The organism is Pseudomonas fluorescens (assembly GCF_902498195.1).
In the GTDB taxonomy this organism is placed as follows: Bacteria; Pseudomonadota; Gammaproteobacteria; order Pseudomonadales; family Pseudomonadaceae; genus Aquipseudomonas; species Aquipseudomonas fluorescens_BU.
The window spans coordinates 372,697-391,282 of the sequence record NZ_CABVIY010000005.1 but is presented as its reverse complement, the minus strand read 5'-3'; the positions used below and the strand labels follow the sequence as shown (position 1 = coordinate 391,282).

Below are 18,586 nucleotides of genomic sequence, written 5' to 3'. Positions count from 1 at the left end.
GTTTGCCATGTATTAACGAAGTGTTATTGGGTCGTCATTGGTTATGTGTGATTAATTCTTATTGTTTCGGGAGCGCGAGCGTAATGGTATTCCAGCGCTGGGCTGTGACGGGTTATCAAGTTGTATCGAAAGATATGTGTTGAGCGAGGGGCGAGGCTGATGGCAAGGCCTCTACAGGCCACGCTTGGTTTGGACGGTTCCTATCAATCTTTAGGATTATTCCCACATCCAATTAAGATTTTATGCTGTAGGAAAAGTCTGTATTAGATGAGGGCGTGTATCAAACAAACAGATTGAATTGGGGGGCAGTTGTAAGTAACTGACTGTTGGTATGGCGGGAGATAATGAGGGTGATCAATATAGGAATTGGTTGTTGCGTCTCCACAACGGTCCAGACAGTATTTTTTGGGAACACTAAAAGCCCGTACAACTCATCGGGCTCTTTCAGGGTTCAATTAACGGTCTGTAGATGACAGTTCAAACGGAGGCTGGCGAAAAAGAGAAGATTAGAATTTTTCCAGCGTCCGACGACTGCTCGTCTCGCGCTCCACTTCCTTGGGCTTGTACGCGCAATACCCCGGCCGCGGGCCGATTTTCGGGTGGTTGCGGCACGTGTCGGGGCGCTTTTCATAAATAGTGCACAGACGGCTCTTACGATCCAGGTAGTAGCAATCGTTGTTGCTCATGCGCTGGAGGGTGAAGATTCCCGATTTCTGGTTGAAGCGCTCGACCAACCCTTCCTTTTGCAAACGCTTGGCGATGTTCTTCGGTGGATCGCCCAGCTCGAATTCATCGACCACGCCGATACGAACCAGATCCTTGATCTTGACCTCCACCGGCAATGTGCAGCAGCTGGAGATGCACGAGCCGCACATCGGGGCCGAATATTTGGCCCAGGTATCGAGACGGTCGATCTCGGCTGCGGCAATCAGGTTGGGCTTCATCATCGAGGGTATTACCAGGCGTATGCATCAGGGCGCGCGATCATACCGGGACTGGTGGATTTTTGAACAACCTTTCGCCAGATTTTTTCTTCGCCGTCCGATTTACCGCTAATCCGGCACGGCCCCTGCATTAATTCATGTACACGACAATGTAATGCCGACCGATTTGCACTCACAGGAAAAACTGCCGAACCAGAGCCTCTACCGCCTGTCAGACCGTCTAGGCTCAGACAACTCCAAGCTCGCTCGAGGTCTTATCGATGACTCAAGAACCACTTGTTCGCGAAGCAGAGGTGGCCGCATTCCGCGACGCCGTCTTGACCAAACTCACCTATGCGGTGGGTAAAGACCCTGATCACGCCTTCGACCATGACTGGTTCGAAGCCATTGCGCTGGCCGCGCGCGATCACATGGTCGAGCACTGGATGGACCACACGCGGCAGATCTACCGCAAAGGCCAGAAGCGGGTTTATTACCTGTCCCTCGAATTCCTCATCGGCCGCCTGCTCTACGACAGCTTGAGCAACCTGGGCCTGCTCGACGTGGCCCGCGAGGCCCTGACCGAGCTGGGCGTCGACCTCGAACGCATCCGGTTGCTGGAGCCCGACGCGGCGCTGGGTAACGGTGGCCTCGGTCGTCTGGCGGCGTGTTTCATGGAAAGCATGTCGACCCTGGGCATCGCCGGTCATGGTTATGGCATTCGCTACGAGCACGGTTTGTTCCGCCAGGCCATCGTCGATGGCTGGCAGCAGGAACAGACCGAGCACTGGCTGGATTTCGGCAACCCATGGGAGTTCGAGCGGCCGGAGGTGGTTTACACCATCGCCTTCGGCGGCGGCGTCGAGACGGTGACCGACGAAAGCGGCAAGTCCAGGCAAGTCTGGCATCCGGCGGAAACCGTTCGCGCCATTGCCTACGACACGCCGGTGGTCGGTTGGCGCGGCGCAAGCGTGAACACTTTGCGTTTGTGGCGCGCGCGGGCCATGGAGGACCTGCACCTGGAACGCTTCAACGCCGGTGACCACCTGGGCGCGGTCGCCGAAGTGGCCCGGGCCGAAAGCATCTCCCGCGTGCTCTACCCGGCGGACAGCACCGAAGCCGGCCAGGAACTGCGCCTGCGCCAGGAATACTTTTTCGTCGCCGCGTCCCTCCAGGATCTGCTGCGCCGTCATCGCAACATGCACACCTCGGTGCTGACCCTGGGCGACCACGCGGCGATCCAGCTCAACGACACCCACCCCTCCATCGCCGTCGCCGAGCTGATGCGTCAATTGGTCGACGTGTACGACGTGGCCTGGGATGCGGCGTGGCAGATCACCGTCGATACGCTGTCCTACACCAACCACACCCTGTTGCCCGAAGCCCTGGAAACCTGGCCGGTCGGTTTGATGGAGCGCATGTTGCCTCGGCACATGCAGATCATTTACCTGATCAACGCCCAGCACATCGATTCGCTGCGTGCCAAAGGCATCCATGATTTCGATGTGCTGCGTGCGGTGTCGCTGATCGAGGAAGACAACGGCCGCCGCGTGCGCATGGGCAACCTGGCGTTCCTCGGTTCCCACAGCGTCAACGGGGTGTCCGCGCTGCACACCCAGTTGATGCGCAAGACGGTGTTCTCGGAACTGCACAAACTCTACCCGGCGCGAATCAACAACAAGACCAACGGCATTACCTTCCGCCGCTGGCTGTACCAGGCCAACTCCGAGTTGACCTCGATGCTGGTCGATGCCCTGGGCCCCGAGCTGCTGGATAATCCGGAAGAAGGGTTGCTCGCCCTGGAGCCGTTCGCCGACAAGCCCGCGTTCCGCAAGGCCTTTGCCGAACAGCGCCTGCACAGCAAAAAGGCGCTGGCGTACATCATCCACGAACGCTTGGGCGTGGCGGTCAACCCGGCGGCGATGTTCGACGTGCAGGTCAAGCGGATCCACGAATACAAGCGTCAGTTGCTCAACCTGATGCACACCGTGGCGCTGTACCAGGCGATTCGCGCCGAACCGGAGATCGACTGGGTGCCGCGGGTGAAGATCTTTGCCGGCAAGGCGGCGGCCAGTTATCACCAGGCCAAATTGATCATCAAACTGACCAACGACATCGCCCGGGTGGTGAACAACGACCCGACCGTGCGCGGCCTGCTCAAGGTGGTGTTCCTGCCCAACTACAACGTCAGCCTCGCGGAAAGCATCATTCCGGCGGCGGATTTGTCCGAGCAGATATCCACTGCCGGCTTCGAGGCCTCGGGCACCAGTAACATGAAGTTCGGCCTCAACGGTGCGTTGACCATTGGTACGCTGGACGGCGCCAACGTGGAAATGTGCGAGCGCATCGGCGCCGAGCACATGTTCATCTTTGGCCTGAGCGCCCAGCAGGTCGAGGCGCGCAAGCAGAACCACGAGTTCAGCGCGGTGCCGGACATTGCCGCGTCCCATCGGCTCAATGACGTGCTGCAGGCGATTCGTGGCGGGGTGTTCTCGCCGGATGATCCATCGCGCTACACCGGACTGATCGATTCGCTGGTGGACTATGACCGCTTCCTGGTCTGCGCTGACTTTGACTCCTACTGGAACGCCCAGATGCGGGTCGAAGCTCATTGGCACGATTCGAACGAATGGTGGCGTTCGGCAGTGTTGAACACGTCACGGATGGGTTGGTTCTCGTCAGACCGGACGATTCGCGAATACGCCACGGACATCTGGAAGGCGTTGGAGTAACTCTCTGATCGGATCGATATACTAGGCGCGCAGATAAAGATCGCAGCCTTCGGCAGCTCCTACGGGTGAACGCATATCCCTGTAGGAGCTGCCGAAGGCTGCGATCCTTTTGGAGCTGGCTGCGCTAATCTTCCTGGATTGCGCTTAGGGATATCGACCATGCAATGGATCTTCATGCTGATGGGCCTGGTGCTGGGCTGGCTACTCGACGAGTCATTCAGCGATGCACTGCTGGGTGCGTTGCTCGGATTGGGTATCGGCCAGGCCATCCTGATTGGGCGTCTGGGCGCCGAGGCCCGCGAGCAGCGCCGTCTGCTGGAGCAGACGCAGGTCGCGTTGCATGGGGTCGAGCAGCGGCTGGTACTTCTGGAAAACTCTGGTGCCACAGCGTTGGACACTCCGGCACCGACCAGCGAAACCGTCCCGCTCCCCGACATCGCCATTGCGCAAGCCGCGGTCGAACCCCCTGAGCTGGTCTGGGAGCTCCCACCGGAATTCGAGCCCGCGAGCCCTGGTCCACATCACCCCGTCGATGCCTGGAAACCGCAGCCGGCCACGCAAGAACCGCGACAACCCGCTATCGCGCACGCCCCCAACGTCATCGAGCGCGCCATCAGCCGTGCCCGCGCGTGGTTGTTGGGCGGTAACACCGTATTGCGGGTCGGCGTGGTGCTGTTGTTTCTCGGCCTGGCCTTCCTGCTGCGCTACGCCACCGAAGGCATCGTGGTGCCGATCGAATTGCGTTATACCGGCGTTGCGGCGGCGGCGCTGGCGCTGCTCGGGCTGGGCTGGTGGCTGCGAGCGCGAAACCACCATTACGCTCTGATGCTGCAAGGCGCCGGGGTCGCCGTGTTGTACCTGACGGTATTTGCAGCGATGCGCCTGCATCCGTTGCTTGATCCGTCGGCGGCGTTTGGCTTTTTGGTCGCGATCACGGTGTTTTCCGCCATTCTCGCCCTGACCCAGAATGCCATGGGGCTGGCGGCCGCTGCCGCGCTGGGCGGCTTCGCCGCACCGATCCTGGCCTCCACCGGAACCGGTAGCCACGTTGCCCTGTTCAGCTATTTCGCCTTGCTCAACGCTGGCATTCTGGCCATCGCCTGGTTCAAGGCCTGGCGCATACTGAATGTCATCGGCTTCGCCGGCACCTTCGGCATCGGTTTTGCCTGGGGCTTGCGCTCTTATACCCCGGAGTTGCTGTGGAGCACCGAGCCGTTCCTGATCCTGTTCTTCCTGATGTACCTGGCCATCGGCTTGCTGTACGCCCGTCGCAAGCTGCTGGAGATGAGCGACAAGCCCGAGGATGGCAGTCGCGAGACGTTGTTGCGGTGGTCTGCACGCAAGGGTGACTACGTTGATGGCACGCTGCTGTTCGGTCCGCCGTTGGTGGGCTTCGGGTTGCAGTTCGCCCTGGTGCAGCATATGGCGTTCGCGGCGGCATTCAGCGCGCTGGCGCTGGGCATGCTCTACATGGGGCTGGCCCGGTTGCTGATGGGTGGCCGCGCAGTGTTGCTGGGGGAAACCTGCCTGGCCCTGGCTGTGATCTTTACCAGCCTGGCGATTCCGTTGGGGCTGGATGCGCGCTGGACGACCGCGGCTTGGGCGGTGGAGGGCGCGGGGATTTTCTGGCTCGGCCTGCGTCAGCAACGACCTCTGGCCCGAGCGTTTGCCTTATTGCTGCAACTGGGTTCGGCGCTGGCGTTTCTCGGCGAATTGCACAGCGGCGAGGGCAGCCTGCTCGATGGCACCCCGTTGGGTGCGCTGATGCTGGGTGTCGCGCTGTTGTTCAGCTTTTACCTGCTGCATAAAGCGTTACCGGAGCAAACAAAATCCTGGGAGCGCCAAGGCATGCCGGTGTTGGCCTGTCTTGGCCTGACGTTCCTCTATTTGCTGGCGCCCCTGTTTTTCCTGATCCACGGCACGGTGATCAGTTGGGCCTTGGCCGGGTGTGTCACCTTATGGGTGGGCGTGCGTATTGAGTCGCGGGCGGTGCTGTTCACCGCGCTGGCCGTGCAGTTGTTGGCTGGTCTGCTGTTTCTCGCATCGTGGCCGCTGTCCGGCGAAGCGTTACGGCCACTGGCCCATGGCGGGTTCTGGGCACCGCTGATGCTGGGGGTGATGGCGTTGGTCGGTGCCTGGCGCTTGCAAGCCGGTCACCCTGCCATGGCGTTTGATCGATTGAGATTGCCGCCTTTGTCCCGGATTGTGCTGGTGTGGGGCGCGGCCTGGTGGGCGCTGGCGTGGGGCAGTGAAGTGCTGCGCTTTGCACCGTCGCCGCTGCACGCGACGCTTCTGTTGGTTGTCGCGACCCTGAGCGTTGCGCTGTGGACGGCGTTGGCGCTGCGTCTGAAATGGCCAGCGCTGGGGCTGCTCTGCACCCTGTTGATACCCGCTGCCACGCTGGTGCTGCTGGGGGCCTGGTACTCGCGCTACCACCCGGCCGCTGATTTTGGCTGGCTGGTCTGGCCGGTACTGTTCGTGGTGCATTTCGTCTCGCTTCGGCGCCTGGCACCGATGTTGCCGGCGCAAGCGTCGAGTGCCGCTCATGTACTCGGCTGCTGGCTGTTGATCGGCGTGCTGGCCCTGGAACTGCGCTATGGCTTGTTGTTGCTTTCCGAGCAATACAACGCCTGGCGCTGGTTGGGCTGGGCGATTCTGCCGAGCCTGTATCTGGTGCTGATGGCTGCGCCCCGCGCCTGGCCGTGGCCGGTGTCACCCTACGCCCGCGAATACCGCGTGTACGCCGCTGCACCGCTGGCGTTGCTGATGCTCGTCTGGTTCTGGTTGGCGAATGCCTTCAGTGAGGGGGGCGCCGAGCCACTGCCCTACGTGCCGCTGATCAATCCGTTGGAGTTGGGCCTGATGCTGGCGTTGTTCGGTGTGTCTGTCTGGTCCCGCGGCGCCGTCACCCAGCTTGGGGTGAACAGGGAATTCGCAGCCAAGGCCACTCAGGTGATCACGGGGGTTTCGCTGTTCGTGTTCTTCACCGCGTCGGTCATGCGCACGGCGCACCAGTGGAGCGGCGTGCCGTTCGAGCTGGATCGGCTCCTTGAGTCCATGCGGGTGCAGGCCGGCCTGTCCATTGTCTGGACCCTGATCGCCCTGGGCCTGATGATCGGCGGTTATCTGCGTGGCCGCCGGGAAGTCTGGCTGATTGGCGCGGCGCTGATCGGTGTCGTGGTGGCCAAACTGTTCTTTGTCGAATTGAGCAACCGCGGTGGCCTCGCCCGGATCGTCTCGTTCATTGGTGTGGGTGTCTTGCTGCTGGTGGTGGGCTACTTCGCCCCGTTGCCGCCCAAGCGCGTCGAGGCGGCGTCGGACGATGAAAAGCCGGCCCCGCAAACCGAAGGAGTGTCGTCTTGAGTCTGAAGTTGAACCTGGTCTGGTGGGGTGCTGTTGCGATGGGGATGGCGCTGGCCGCCAGCGCTCAGGAAAAGCCGGCGGACTTTGCCACTCAGTTGCCCTTGTCGGTGAGCGGCGAAGGCCCGTGGTATCGCCTCGAACTGCCCTTGGCCGCGCAACTGAATGCGCGCCAGACCGATCTGGGCGATGTGCGCGTGTTCAATGCGGTCGGCGATGTGCAGGCCTACGCCCTGGCTCGGCAAGCCGCGCAGACCGACGACAATCGCACCCTGACCGACGTCAAATGGTTCCCGCTGTACACCTCGGCGGACGCCACCGAACGCGCGCCGAGCGTGCGCGTGCAATCCCGCGCCAACGGCACGCTGGTCGAAGTGCAACCCTCCAGCCAGCTGGAAGCGGGCGAAGAAGAGCTGCGGGGCTGGTTACTCGACGCCAGCGGTATCAAGGCGCCGTTGCAGCAATTGATCCTCGACTGGACCAGCGAGCGTGACGGTTTCCAGCGATTCACCATCGAGGCCAGCGACGACTTGCAGCATTGGCAGTCCTGGGGCGAAGGGCAGGTGGCGCGGCTGACGTTTGCCGACGAACGGGTCGAACAGCATGAAGTCGGCCTCCCGGGACAGTCGGCGCGCTATCTGCGGTTGTTGTGGAGTACGCCGAAGTCGGCGCCGATCCTGACGTCGGCGCAGCTGCAAAGCGCCAGTTCCCGCAGCCTGCCGCTGCCGTTGGTGTGGTCGCAAGCCTTGGCGGGCAGCAGCGTGAAGGCGGGCGAGTACATCTGGCAGTTGCCGATGGGGGTCAGCGTCGAACGCGTGCAGATCGACCTGGACCAGCCCAACAGCCTGGCGCCGGTCATGCTGGCCGGCCGCCGGGACAGCAGTCTGCCGTGGCAGCCCCTGAGCAGCGGCTTGCTGTATCGCCTGACCCAGAGCGGCCAGGATGTGGTGCAGAACGAATTGCAGGTGTCGGGGCAAACCGTGCAGCAGCTCAGGTTAACGGTGGACGAGCGCGGCGGTGGCCTGGGTGCGCAAGCGCCAGCGTTGAAGTTCGCCGTGCGCGCCACGCACCTGGTGTTTCTGGCGCGGGGGCCGGGGCCTTACACGCTGGCGTTGGGCAACGCGACGGTGAAGGCCGCGAATTTGCCCTTGTCGACACTGATACCGGATTACAGCCCGCAGAAGCTGGCGACGCTGGGCCGGGCTTCGCTTGATGGCGGGGTGGTCGTGGCGCCCGTTGCAACGCCAGTGCAGACGCCGGCGGGCACCGACTGGAAGACGTTCGGCCTGTGGGCGGTGTTGTTGCTCAGTGTGCTGTTTCTGGCGGCGATGGCGTTCAGTCTGTTGCGCAAACCAACCGCCAAATCCTGAGAATGGCTGGCGCTGTGCGCCATTCGGGAGCAAGCCCGCTCTCGCATTTGACCGAGTTCCTGCGACAGAAATGCGGCCAAATGTGGGAGCGGGCTTGCTCGCGAATACGGTCTGTCAGGCAAACAAAATCTGGAAATTGCCATCATTCCCCGACCCACATGCAGCCCAATTCGAACTACGCTAATCCCCGCGCATGAACTCTCTTCGGCCGATCACGTCTGATAGGAGGAAATGCGCCCCGACTCGCGTTAAACTGCGCGGGTTTTTAGCCCCCCATTCCTCCGGAGCCTTCCATGTCCCGCGTTACCCTGAGTCGCTATTTGATTGAGCAGACCCGTAGCAACAACACTCCTGCCGATCTGCGCTTCCTGATCGAAGTGGTGGCGCGTGCTTGCAAGGAGATCAGCCACGCCGTATCCAAAGGCGCCCTGGGCGGTGTTCTGGGCAGCATGGGCACTGAAAACGTGCAAGGCGAAGTGCAGAAGAAGCTCGACGTGATTTCCAACGAAATCCTGCTCGAAGCCAACGAATGGGGCGGTCACCTGGCCGGCATGGCGTCCGAAGAAATGGACAACGCCTACCAGATCCCGGGCAAATACCCGAAAGGCGCCTACCTGCTGGTATTCGACCCGCTGGACGGTTCGTCGAACATCGACATCAACGCACCGGTCGGCACCATCTTCTCGGTACTGCGCTGCCCGAGCGAATACCTGAGCCAGAACGAAGCCTTGAATGAAAAGGCCTTCCTGCAGCCAGGCACCCAGCAGGTCGCCGCCGGTTACGCCATCTACGGTCCTCAGACCATGCTGGTGCTGACCCTGGGCGACGGCGTCAAGGGCTTCACGCTGGACCGTGAAATGGGCAGCTTCGTCCTGACCCACGAAAACATCACCATTCCTGAATCCACCCAGGAATTCGCCATCAACATGTCCAACCAGCGTCACTGGGAAGCCCCGGTACAGCGCTACGTCGGCGAATTGCTGGCAGGTGAAGAAGGTCCGCTGAAAAAGAACTACAACATGCGTTGGGTCGCCGCGATGGTCGCGGACGTGCACCGCATCCTGACCCGTGGCGGCCTGTTCATGTACCCGCGCGACAGCCGCGAACCGTCCAAGCCAGGCAAACTGCGCCTGATGTACGAAGCCAACCCGATGTCGTTCCTCGTGGAGCAGGCGGGCGGCGCTTCCACCGACGGCCACCAGCGTATCCTCGACATCCAGCCTGATGGCCTGCACCAGCGTGTAGCCGTGTTCCTCGGCTCGAAAGAAGAAGTCGCTCGCGCCACGGCTTACCACAAGGAATAAACCATGAACGCGCCCTGGCAGCCGTTGCTCGACTGGTGGTTCGGAGAGGCCGAATCAGCGAAGGAAGTGGCGGCGCAGAAGGGCAAGTTGTGGTTCGGCAAGCGTGACAGCCAGGACCTCGAAGCGCGGACGCGTTTCGGGGACCTGGTCGAACAGGCACTGGCCGGCGGATTGACCGAGTGGGCGCAACGCCCCGAAGGTTGGCTGGCCCTGGTGCTGTTGCTCGATCAACTGCCGCGAATGATCTTTCGCGACTCTCCCAAGACCTATTCCGGCGATGCCCGGGCCCAGGCGCTCGTGGCGCAAGGGATCGCTGCGGATTTCGATCGGCAGTTACGACCCATTCAACGGGTGTTTATATATCTGGTGTTCGAGCACTGCGAAAATCTCGACGTGCAAAACGAATGCATCTCTCGCTACGTCGAGCTGTTGGCGCAACAGCCGGAAGACGACAGGGCGCTGTTTGCCGATTACCTGGACTATGCCGAGAAACATCAGAAAGTGATCGCGCAGTTTGGGCGGTTTCCGCATCGCAATGCGGTGTTGGGGCGCGAATCTACGGCTGAGGAATTGGAATTTCTCTCCAGGCCGGGTTCAAGGTTCTAGACCTTCATTGCGGTTGATGGCCCTTTCGCGGGCAAGCCCGCTCCCACAGGGGATTTGTGAACAACACAGATCACTGTGGGAGCGGGCTTGCCCGCGAAGAGGCCAGTGCAGACACTAAATCCGGAAACTGCCAACCAACTGTTTAAGCCGCGCCGCCTGCTGTTCCAGATCGGAACACGCGCGCAAGGTGGCCTGCAGGTTCTCCACGCCTTCCTGATTCAGCGTATTGATCTCGGTGATGTCGACGTTGATCGATTCCACCACGGCGGTCTGTTCTTCCGTCGCCGTCGCCACCGATTGGTTCATGCCGTCGATTTCACCGATACGCTGGGTCACGCTGCCCAGGCGTTCGCCGGCCTGGTTGGCGATGCCGACGCTGCTCTCGCTCTGGCGCTGGCTGTCAGTCATGGTGCTGACCGCTTCGCGGGCGCCGACTTGCAGCTCCTCGATCATCTTCTGCACCTGCTGCGCCGAATCCTGGGTGCGGTGGGCGAGGTTGCGCACTTCATCGGCAACCACCGCAAAACCCCGACCGGCTTCACCGGCACGCGCCGCTTCGATGGCGGCATTGAGCGCCAGCAGGTTGGTCTGCTGGGAGATGCTGGTGATCACTTCCAGAATCTGCCCGATGTTGACCGTGTTGCTGTTGAGCGTCTCGATGTTGCCGCACGAATCGCTGATCTTCGCTGACAGCTGATGCATCGCCGAGATGGTTTTATCCACAACCTGCTGGCCTTCCTCGGCCAGGGCGCGGGCATCGCTGGAATGCTGGGAGGCGAGGGCGGCGTTCTGGGCGATTTCCTGGGCGGCGGCGCCAAGCTGGTTGATCGCCGCGGCGACGCTGCTGGTGCGCGAGGCTTGCTGGTCGGAGTTGAACATCGACGAATTGGACGCCGCCACCACACGCAGCGCCACTTCGTTGACCTGGCCGGTGGCCGAGGACACTTCGCGGATCGAGGTGTGAATACGCTCCACGAAACGGTTGAACGACAACCCCAGGGCGCCGAATTCGTCGTGGCCGTGAATGCTCAGGCGTTTGGTCAGGTCGCCTTCGCCTTCGGCGATGTCATGCATGGCGCGACCCATGGTCAGCAACGGCTGCATCAGGAAATTGATCAGCATGCCCAGCAACGCAATGATGATCACCACGGCAATCACCATGGCGACGATCGCCGAGGTGCGGAACTCGCTGAGCATCGCGAAGGCGGTGTCCTGGTCGAGTACCAGCGCCACATACCAGTCCGCCGACGGCACGCCGTTGACGTGGGTGAAGGAGATGAACTGGCGCTTGCCGTCGATCTCGACTTCTTTCATGCCCGGGCTGACTTTCGGGGTGTCGCTGGGGTAGGCCTCGGCCAGGCTCTTGAGCACCAGTTTGCTGTCCGGGTGGATCAGGATTTTGCCGTCGGCGCCGACGATGAAGGCATGGCCATGACCGCCGAAGTTCAGCGAGTTGATGATCGCGCTGACGCTGGACAGGTCGATGTCGGCGCCGGATACACCGATCATTTGCCCTTGATGCTTCACCGGAGTGGCCACGGTGATCACCAGTTTTCCGGAAGACGCCGCGATGTACGGTTCTGTGACGATGGTCTGTTGAGCGCCGTTGGCCGCCTTGTACCAGCCACGGGCGCGCGGGTCGTAGTCCGCCGCGCGGTTGCCCGCCGGAACGGAGAACATCACGCCATTGGTGCCGCCGAAGTAACTCAGCTGGAAATTACCGGTGTAGGCGGGCAGGTCGATGGCACGCTTGAGGCTGGCCAGGTCGCTGCCGTCCACGGCGATTTGCTGGGACAGCGATTGCAGCAACTGGATGCGGCTTTCCAGCCAGGTCTGGATGTTGCTGGTGGTCAGGCTGCCGAGTTCCTGCATCGAGGCTTCGGTGCTGCTGCGCAGTGTCTGGCGCTGGCGATAGTCGTTGAACAGGATGAAACAGGCAAATGCAACGGCCACCACGAGGGCGGCAGCCAACAGGATTTTGTGGCTGAACTTCATGTTTCTGGTCATTAAATGAGCTACCGCGGTAAGACTTGTGGCAAAGAGGGGCAATGGCGACATCCATGAGCATTGCGCTGCCTTGTATGTCGACTGAGCGGCGCCAAAGATTAGGCGCTTTCTTGATAAAACCGACGAAATGCCCGATAGCCGCACAAAGTGGTTGATTCCTTGACGAAAGGCAGACGAGCGGCCCCATAAATAGGCGTTCGGCGAGGGAACCCAAGAGGGGTTTTCTCTTCTAAGGTTCTGCTTGGCAGCCATGCCAATCCCCTATGCCCCTGGAGTTACACCATGTCGCTGCGATCCATCGCCCTGCTTTCGTTCTGCGTGCTGTTGGCTGCGTGCAGCAAGGTCAATCAGGAAAACTACTCGAAACTCTCGTCCGGCATGGACAAGGCCGAGGTTGAGACCCTGCTGGGCAAACCCGCCGATTGTTCAGGTGCGCTCGGCATGTCCAGTTGCACCTGGGGCGACAAGAACAGCTTTATCAGCGTGCAGTACGCCGGTGACAAAGTGCTGATGTTTTCCGGCCAAGGCCTGAAGTAATCCGGGGCGACGTGCCCACGGGAGAAAAATAATGAAGCGGTTGTTGATCATGCTTTTTGCCGGCCTGGTATTGGCCGGCTGTGCCACTTCTGGCCAGGATCCGTTGGCGCCCAAGACCGCCAGCAGCGTCAACCTCAAGCGCTACCAGGGCACCTGGTACGAGTTGGCCCGTCTGCCGATGTATTTCCAGCGCGACTGCGCGCAATCCGAGGCCCACTACACGCTCAAGCCTGACGGCAACGTGGCGGTGCTGAATCGCTGCCTGACGGCCCAATGGCAATGGGAAGAGGTCAAGGGCACGGCTTATCCACAGGTGCCGGGCAAGACCGACAAATTGTGGGTCGAGTTCGATACCTGGTTTTCAAGGCTGATTCCGGGTGTGGCGAAGGGCGAGTACTGGGTGTTGTACGTCAGCGACGACTACAAGACCGCCATTGTCGGCGACCCGAGCCGGCGTTACCTGTGGCTGTTGTCGCGCACCCCGACGGTCAACGGTGTGGTGCGTGAAGAATTGCTGAGCAAGGCGCGCCAGCAGGGTTATGACACCACGCGGCTGATCTGGCGGGCGTCGGATACGCAGATGGCCAAGACCTCCAACTGATTGCATAAATCCCTGTAGGAGTGAGCCTGCTCGCGATGGAGTATCAGTGACAGCAATGTGTCTGACACACCATCGCGAGCAGGCTCGCTCCTACAGTGGTTTTTGGGTCAACCCAGGAGGTCGCGCAGGACTTGGGTGAAAGCCCGGCTACTTTCTTCCTCGCCAGCATGGCGGCCATCGCGCACAACCCACTGGCCATTGACCAGCACATCGCGCACCTGACGATCGCCACCGGCAAACAACCAACGATTCAGGATTCCGTCACCGCTGGCTGTCGCCAGGTACGGATCGTTGCCGTCCAGCACCAGCCAATCGGCACGTTTGCCCACTTCCAGGGCGCCAATCGGCTGCCCCAGCGCCTGGGCGCCGCCCTCCAGTGCCGCGTCGAACAGCGTGCGGCCGACCATTGGCTGATCCGCCCCGTACAAGCGGTTACGCCGCTGATCGCGCAGGCGTTGCCCGTATTCCAGCCAGCGCAATTCTTCCACCACGCTCAATGACACATGGCTGTCGGACCCGATGCCCATGCGCCCGCCCTGGGCGAGAAAATCCACCGCCGGGAAAATCCCGTCGCCAAGGTTGGCTTCGGTGGTCAGGCACAGGCCGGCGATGGCGCGACTCCTGGCCATCAGCGTGACTTCTTCCGGGTTGGCGTGGGTGGCGTGGACCAGGCACCAGCGCTGGTCGACTTCGGTGTTTTCGTACAGCCATTGCAGCGGACGACGGCCACTCCAGGTCAGGCAGTCGTCGACTTCCTTCTGCTGTTCGGCGATGTGGATGTGCACCGGAACCTGCTTGTCGCTCGCGGCCAGCACTTCGCTGATCTGCTGCGGGGTCACTGCACGCAACGAGTGGAAGCACAGGCCCAGCGACTGGGCCTTCTGCTGAGCCAGCAGCGGTTGCAGGCGTGATTGCAGTTTCAGATAGTTTTCAGTGCTGTTGATGAAGCGCCGCTGGCCGTCGTTCGGCGTCTGGCCACCGAAACCGGAGTGGCTGTAGAGCACCGGCAGCAGGGTCAGGCCGATGCCGGCGGAACTGGCCGCCTGGCTGATACGCAGCGCCAGTTCGGCTGGATCTGCATAGGGCTGGCCGCTGGTGTCATGGTGCACGTAGTGAAATTCCGCGACCGAGGTGTAACCGGCCTTGAGCATTTCGATGTACAGCTGGCGGGCGATGACGCCGAGTTGTTCCGGGCTGATTTTTCCGACGAGGCGGTACATCAGGTCGCGCCAGGTCCAGAAACTGTCATTCGGATTACCGGCCACTTCGGCCAGCCCGGCCATGGCCCGCTGGAACGCGTGGGAGTGCAGGTTCGGCATGCCCGGCAGCAGCGGACCGCTCAACCGTTCGGCGCCATCTGCATGGGAATCGGCCTGGATATGGGTCAGGACGCCATCGGCGCTGACCTCAAGACGTACATTGTTGGCCCATCCACTAGGCAGCAGCGCGCGTTCGGCAAAGAAGGCGGACATGGTTCAGCACCTCATCGTGTGTTATTTGTATATACATATACAGACGTTTGCCTGCCCGGTAAACTCCGGCAAGCTAGCAATCTCTCTTCAATGACCAAGGATTAACCGTGCCGACTCCGCCCCCAGTGTCACCGTTGGCCGCGAACATGGGCGACAGTCCGGCGCCCTTGTACGCCCGCGTCAAACAAATGATCACCCAGCAAATCGACAGCGGTAACTGGCCGCCGCACTACCGCGTTCCGTCGGAAAGCGAGTTGGTCAGCCAGTTGGGTTTCAGCCGCATGACCATCAACCGCGCCCTGCGCGAGATGACCGCCGACGGTCTGTTGGTGCGCATGCAAGGCGTCGGCACGTTCGTCGCCGAGCCGAAAAGCCAGTCCGCGCTGTTCGAAGTGCACAACATCGCCGACGAAATCGCCTCCCGTGGCCATCGCCACACCTGCAAGGTCATCACCCTTGAAGAAGAGGCCGCCGGTTCCGAGCGCGCCCTGGCGCTGGACATGCGTGAAGGCCAGAAAGTCTTCCATTCGTTGATCGTGCATTTCGAAAACGACATTCCGGTGCAAATCGAAGACCGCTTCGTCAACGCATTGGTGGCGCCGGAGTACCTCAAGCAGGACTTCACCCTGCAAACGCCTTACGCCTACCTGAACCAGGTCGCGCCGCTGACCGAAGGCGAACACGTGGTCGAGGCGATTCTGGCCGAGCCGTCTGAATGCAAGTTGTTGCAGATTGAAAAGGGCGAGCCGTGCCTGCTGATTCGTCGCCGCACCTGGTCGGGTCGTCAGCCAGTGACTGCTGCTCGCTTGATTCACCCGGGTTCCCGTCATCGTCTGGAAGGTCGGTTCCACAAATGAATGAGTTGAAGGTTTTACGCGCCAAAGATTACCCGCGCATGCCATGGAAAAACGGCGGCGGCAGCACCGAAGAAATCACCCGCGATGCCGGTGCCGGCCTGGATGGCTTTGGCTGGCGCCTGTCGATTGCCGACATCGGTGAGTCGGGCGGTTTTTCCACCTTCGCCGGTTACGAGCGAATCATCACTGTGTTGCAGGGCGACGGCATGACCTTGTCAGTCGATGGTCAGGTCACGCGGCCGTTGTTACCGATCGATCCGTTTGCCTTCAGCGGCGAGAGCCGGGTGTCCTGCACCCTGCTGGGTGGGGCGATCCGCGATTTCAACCTGATTTATGCGCCGCAGCGCTACAGCGCACGGCTGCAATGGCTGGATGGCGAGCAGCGGTTTTTCAGCGAGGCGGGGACTGTGCTGGTGTTCAGCGTCAGCGATGCGCTGGCGGTGAAGGTCGGTAACAGTGCTTGCCAGTTGGGTCGTCATGATTGCCTGCAACTGGTCGGTAACGGCGCACTGCTGGAAGTCTCCAGTAAGGGTGCCTGCTGTGTGATTGAGCTGACTGCGCGCTGATCCAGGATTTTTGAAAGATCGCAGCCTTCGGCAGCTCCTACAGGGTGTACACATTCCATGTAGGAGCTGCCGGAGGCTGCGATCTTTTGCTTTCAGCGTTCCCGAACGCGCACCACTTTGTTACCGAACGCCCCAGCGTGGCGCAATAAACCGCACAAGTAACAGCCCTTCTGCCTTCCAACACATCCCCTCGAAAAATTTCATCTACGCCAGAACCCTTGATTCAGGCGCTCTCCGGCTGTTTCAGAGTTTTTCTTGAATGCCCGTCCAACAAGTTGGCCGCTCGATTGCATATGCTTGTATGTACAAGTAAAGACGTATGCGTATGAGTCGATCGAGACTCCCCGCAACGTCCACTGATTCGCTTGTTGCGCTTTGACGCGCACAGGCTGGCATACCCACCGCCAGGGTTGGTTTGGATAGAACGCTGAGGAGTCTTTTTCGTGACTGACAATAAACCTACCAAGTTTCGTGACGTTGAAATCCGCGCTGCCCGCGGTAACAAGCTGACCGCCAAGAGCTGGCTGACTGAAGCGCCGCTGCGCATGCTGATGAACAACCTCGACCCGGAAGTCGCCGAGAACCCTAAGGAGCTGGTGGTTTACGGTGGTATCGGTCGTGCGGCACGTAACTGGGAATGCTACGACAAGATCGTCGAAAGCCTGACCCACCTGAACGACGACGAGACCCTGCTGGTGCAATCCGGCAAGCCGGTCGGCGTGTTCAAGACCCACGCCAACGCTCCGCGCGTACTGATCGCCAACTCCAACCTGGTGCCACACTGGGCCAGCTGGGAGCACTTCAACGAACTGGACGCCAAGGGCCTGGCCATGTACGGCCAGATGACCGCCGGCAGCTGGATCTACATCGGCAGCCAGGGCATCGTCCAGGGCACTTACGAAACCTTCGTCGAAGCCGGTCGCCAGCACTACAACGATGACCTGACCGGCAAGTGGGTCCTGACCGCTGGCCTGGGCGGCATGGGTGGCGCTCAGCCGCTGGCTGCAACCCTGGCCGGCGCTTGCTCGCTGAACATCGAATGCCAGCAGGTCAGCATCGATTTCCGTCTGAAAAGCCGTTATGTCGACGAGCAAGCCAAAGACCTCGACGACGCGCTGGCTCGCATCGCCAAATACACCCAGGAAGGCAAAGCGATTTCCATCGCGCTGTTGGGTAACGCCGCAGAAATCCTGCCGGAACTGGTCAAGCGCGGTGTGCGTCCGGACATGGTCACCGACCAGACCAGCGCCCACGACCCGCTCAACGGTTACCTGCCGGCTGGCTGGACCTGGGAAGAGTACCGCGCTCGCGCCAAGACCGAGCCGGCGGCTGTGATCAAGGCCGCCAAGCAATCGATGGCCGTGCACGTCAAAGCGATGCTCGACTTCCAGAAACAAGGCGTCCCGACCTTCGACTACGGCAACAACATCCGCCAGATGGCCCAGGAAGAAGGCGTGGAAAACGCATTCGACTTCCCGGGCTTCGTACCGGCCTACATCCGTCCGCTGTTCTGCCGTGGTATCGGCCCGTTCCGCTGGGCTGCGCTGTCGGGCAACGCTGAAGACATCTACAAGACCGACGCCAAGGTCAAGGAATTGATCCCGGACGACGCCCACCTGCATAACTGGCTGGACATGGCGCGCGAGCGCATCAGCTTCCAGGGTCTGCCGGCGCGTATCTGCTGGGTAGGCCTGGGCCTGCGCGCCAAGCTCGGCCTGGCGTTCAACGAAATGGTGCGCAGCGGCGAATTGTCCGCTCCGATCGTGATCGGCCGCGACCACCTGGACTCCGGTTCGGTATCGAGCCCGAACCGCGAAACCGAATCGATGCAGGACGGTTCCGATGCCGTATCCGACTGGCCACTGCTCAACGCCCTGCTCAACACCGCGAGCGGCGCCACCTGGGTCTCCCTGCACCACGGCGGCGGCGTCGGCATGGGCTTCTCCCAGCACTCGGGCATGGTGATTGTCTGCGACGGTACTGACGAAGCGGCCGAGCGTATCGCTCGCGTGCTGCACAACGACCCGGCGACCGGCGTCATGCGTCACGCCGATGCCGGTTACCAGATCGCCATTGACTGCGCCAAGGAACAAGGGCTGAACCTGCCGATGATTACCGGCAAGTAATGCTTGCCCCTGTAGGAGCGAGCCTGCTCGCGATAGCGATCTATCAGCCAACGCAGATGTTGAATCTGCCGGCCTCATCGCGAGCAGGCTCACTCCTACAGAAGATCACCAACCAAGAATAACAA

General features: G+C 61.2%; 13 protein-coding genes and 1 pseudogene. 10 read left to right on the top strand and 4 right to left on the bottom strand.

Annotation, left to right across the window (positions count from 1 at the left end; genetic code table 11):
• Positions 1-506: 506 nt before the first annotated feature.
• Positions 507-947 (bottom strand): YkgJ family cysteine cluster protein, encoded by a 441-nt coding sequence (locus tag F8N66_RS20495; protein WP_150771923.1) that lies wholly within the window; start codon positions 945-947, stop codon positions 507-509.
• 257 nt (positions 948-1,204) lie between these two features.
• Here F8N66_RS20495 and F8N66_RS20490 point away from each other — a divergent pair, with 257 nt between their 5' ends.
• From F8N66_RS20490 to F8N66_RS20470, 5 genes are all read left to right on the top strand, one after another.
• Positions 1,205-3,655 (top strand): glycogen/starch/alpha-glucan phosphorylase, encoded by a 2,451-nt coding sequence (locus F8N66_RS20490; protein ID WP_150771922.1) that lies wholly within the window; start codon positions 1,205-1,207, stop codon positions 3,653-3,655.
• A gap of 159 nt (positions 3,656-3,814) precedes the next feature.
• Positions 3,815-7,018: a DUF2339 domain-containing protein gene (locus F8N66_RS20485; RefSeq protein ID WP_150771921.1), complete on the top strand. Its 3,204-nt coding sequence runs from the start codon at positions 3,815-3,817 to the stop codon at positions 7,016-7,018.
• Complete coding sequence (locus F8N66_RS20480; RefSeq protein WP_150771920.1) at positions 7,015-8,385, top strand: DUF3999 domain-containing protein; 1,371 nt, start codon at positions 7,015-7,017, stop codon at positions 8,383-8,385. The genes F8N66_RS20485 and F8N66_RS20480 overlap by 4 nt, the downstream gene beginning before the upstream one ends.
• A gap of 293 nt (positions 8,386-8,678) precedes the next feature.
• Positions 8,679-9,689 carry a class 1 fructose-bisphosphatase gene (locus F8N66_RS20475; protein ID WP_150771919.1) on the top strand — a complete coding sequence of 337 codons (1,011 nt, stop codon included), beginning with the start codon at positions 8,679-8,681 and terminating at the stop codon, positions 9,687-9,689.
• Positions 9,690-9,692: 3 nt separating this feature from the next.
• Complete coding sequence (locus F8N66_RS20470) at positions 9,693-10,295, top strand: DUF924 family protein (protein WP_150771918.1); 603 nt, start codon at positions 9,693-9,695, stop codon at positions 10,293-10,295.
• Positions 10,296-10,409: 114 nt separating this feature from the next.
• Here the strand turns inward: F8N66_RS20470 and F8N66_RS32210 are convergent, their stop codons facing one another.
• Together F8N66_RS32210 and F8N66_RS32205 are read right to left on the bottom strand one after the other, a co-directional pair.
• Positions 10,410-11,174 carry a methyl-accepting chemotaxis protein gene (locus F8N66_RS32210; RefSeq protein ID WP_412070749.1) on the bottom strand — a complete coding sequence of 255 codons (765 nt, stop codon included), beginning with the start codon at positions 11,172-11,174 and terminating at the stop codon, positions 10,410-10,412.
• Between the two features lie 93 nt (positions 11,175-11,267).
• Positions 11,268-12,290 (bottom strand): annotated as a pseudogene (locus tag F8N66_RS32205) (cache domain-containing protein); the annotation flags it as partial.
• A 294-nt stretch (positions 12,291-12,584) separates the two neighbouring features.
• Between F8N66_RS32205 and F8N66_RS20460 the strand changes: the two are divergent.
• Positions 12,585-12,839 carry a hypothetical protein gene (locus tag F8N66_RS20460; protein WP_095192283.1) on the top strand — a complete coding sequence of 85 codons (255 nt, stop codon included), beginning with the start codon at positions 12,585-12,587 and terminating at the stop codon, positions 12,837-12,839.
• 31 nt (positions 12,840-12,870) lie between these two features.
• The gene (locus F8N66_RS20455; protein WP_150771916.1) at positions 12,871-13,440 is read left to right on the top strand and encodes a lipocalin family protein; all 570 of its coding nucleotides are present in this window, start codon (positions 12,871-12,873) and stop codon (positions 13,438-13,440) included.
• Positions 13,441-13,547: 107 nt separating this feature from the next.
• On the opposite strand, the gene F8N66_RS20450 is transcribed toward F8N66_RS20455, so the two are convergent.
• Positions 13,548-14,912 carry a formimidoylglutamate deiminase gene (locus F8N66_RS20450; protein ID WP_150771915.1) on the bottom strand — a complete coding sequence of 455 codons (1,365 nt, stop codon included), beginning with the start codon at positions 14,910-14,912 and terminating at the stop codon, positions 13,548-13,550.
• A gap of 146 nt (positions 14,913-15,058) precedes the next feature.
• On the opposite strand from F8N66_RS20450, the gene hutC reads away from it, so the two are divergent.
• From hutC to hutU, 3 genes are all read left to right on the top strand, one after another.
• Positions 15,059-15,769: a histidine utilization repressor gene (gene hutC, locus F8N66_RS20445; protein ID WP_170948611.1), complete on the top strand. Its 711-nt coding sequence runs from the start codon at positions 15,059-15,061 to the stop codon at positions 15,767-15,769.
• Positions 15,766-16,335, top strand: a complete 570-nt coding sequence (locus F8N66_RS20440; protein WP_150771914.1) for a HutD family protein — start codon at positions 15,766-15,768, stop codon at positions 16,333-16,335. The genes hutC and F8N66_RS20440 overlap by 4 nt, the downstream gene beginning before the upstream one ends.
• 443 nt (positions 16,336-16,778) lie before the next feature.
• Positions 16,779-18,461 carry a urocanate hydratase gene (gene hutU, locus F8N66_RS20435; protein WP_150771913.1) on the top strand — a complete coding sequence of 561 codons (1,683 nt, stop codon included), beginning with the start codon at positions 16,779-16,781 and terminating at the stop codon, positions 18,459-18,461.
• Positions 18,462-18,586: the final 125 nt, after the last annotated feature.

Coding starts and splice junctions, on each gene's coding strand:
- F8N66_RS20495 (WP_150771923.1), bottom strand. CDS start 947: ATGATGAAGCCCAACCTGATTGCCGCAGCCGAGATCGACCGTCTCGAT.
- F8N66_RS20490 (WP_150771922.1), top strand. CDS start 1,205: ATGACTCAAGAACCACTTGTTCGCGAAGCAGAGGTGGCCGCATTCCGC.
- F8N66_RS20485 (WP_150771921.1), top strand. CDS start 3,815: ATGCAATGGATCTTCATGCTGATGGGCCTGGTGCTGGGCTGGCTACTC.
- F8N66_RS20475 (WP_150771919.1), top strand. CDS start 8,679: ATGTCCCGCGTTACCCTGAGTCGCTATTTGATTGAGCAGACCCGTAGC.
- F8N66_RS20470 (WP_150771918.1), top strand. CDS start 9,693: ATGAACGCGCCCTGGCAGCCGTTGCTCGACTGGTGGTTCGGAGAGGCC.
- F8N66_RS32210 (WP_412070749.1), bottom strand. CDS start 11,174: ATGTTCAACTCCGACCAGCAAGCCTCGCGCACCAGCAGCGTCGCCGCG.
- F8N66_RS20460 (WP_095192283.1), top strand. CDS start 12,585: ATGTCGCTGCGATCCATCGCCCTGCTTTCGTTCTGCGTGCTGTTGGCT.
- F8N66_RS20455 (WP_150771916.1), top strand. CDS start 12,871: ATGAAGCGGTTGTTGATCATGCTTTTTGCCGGCCTGGTATTGGCCGGC.
- F8N66_RS20450 (WP_150771915.1), bottom strand. CDS start 14,912: ATGTCCGCCTTCTTTGCCGAACGCGCGCTGCTGCCTAGTGGATGGGCC.
- hutC (WP_170948611.1), top strand. CDS start 15,059: ATGGGCGACAGTCCGGCGCCCTTGTACGCCCGCGTCAAACAAATGATC.
- F8N66_RS20440 (WP_150771914.1), top strand. CDS start 15,766: ATGAATGAGTTGAAGGTTTTACGCGCCAAAGATTACCCGCGCATGCCA.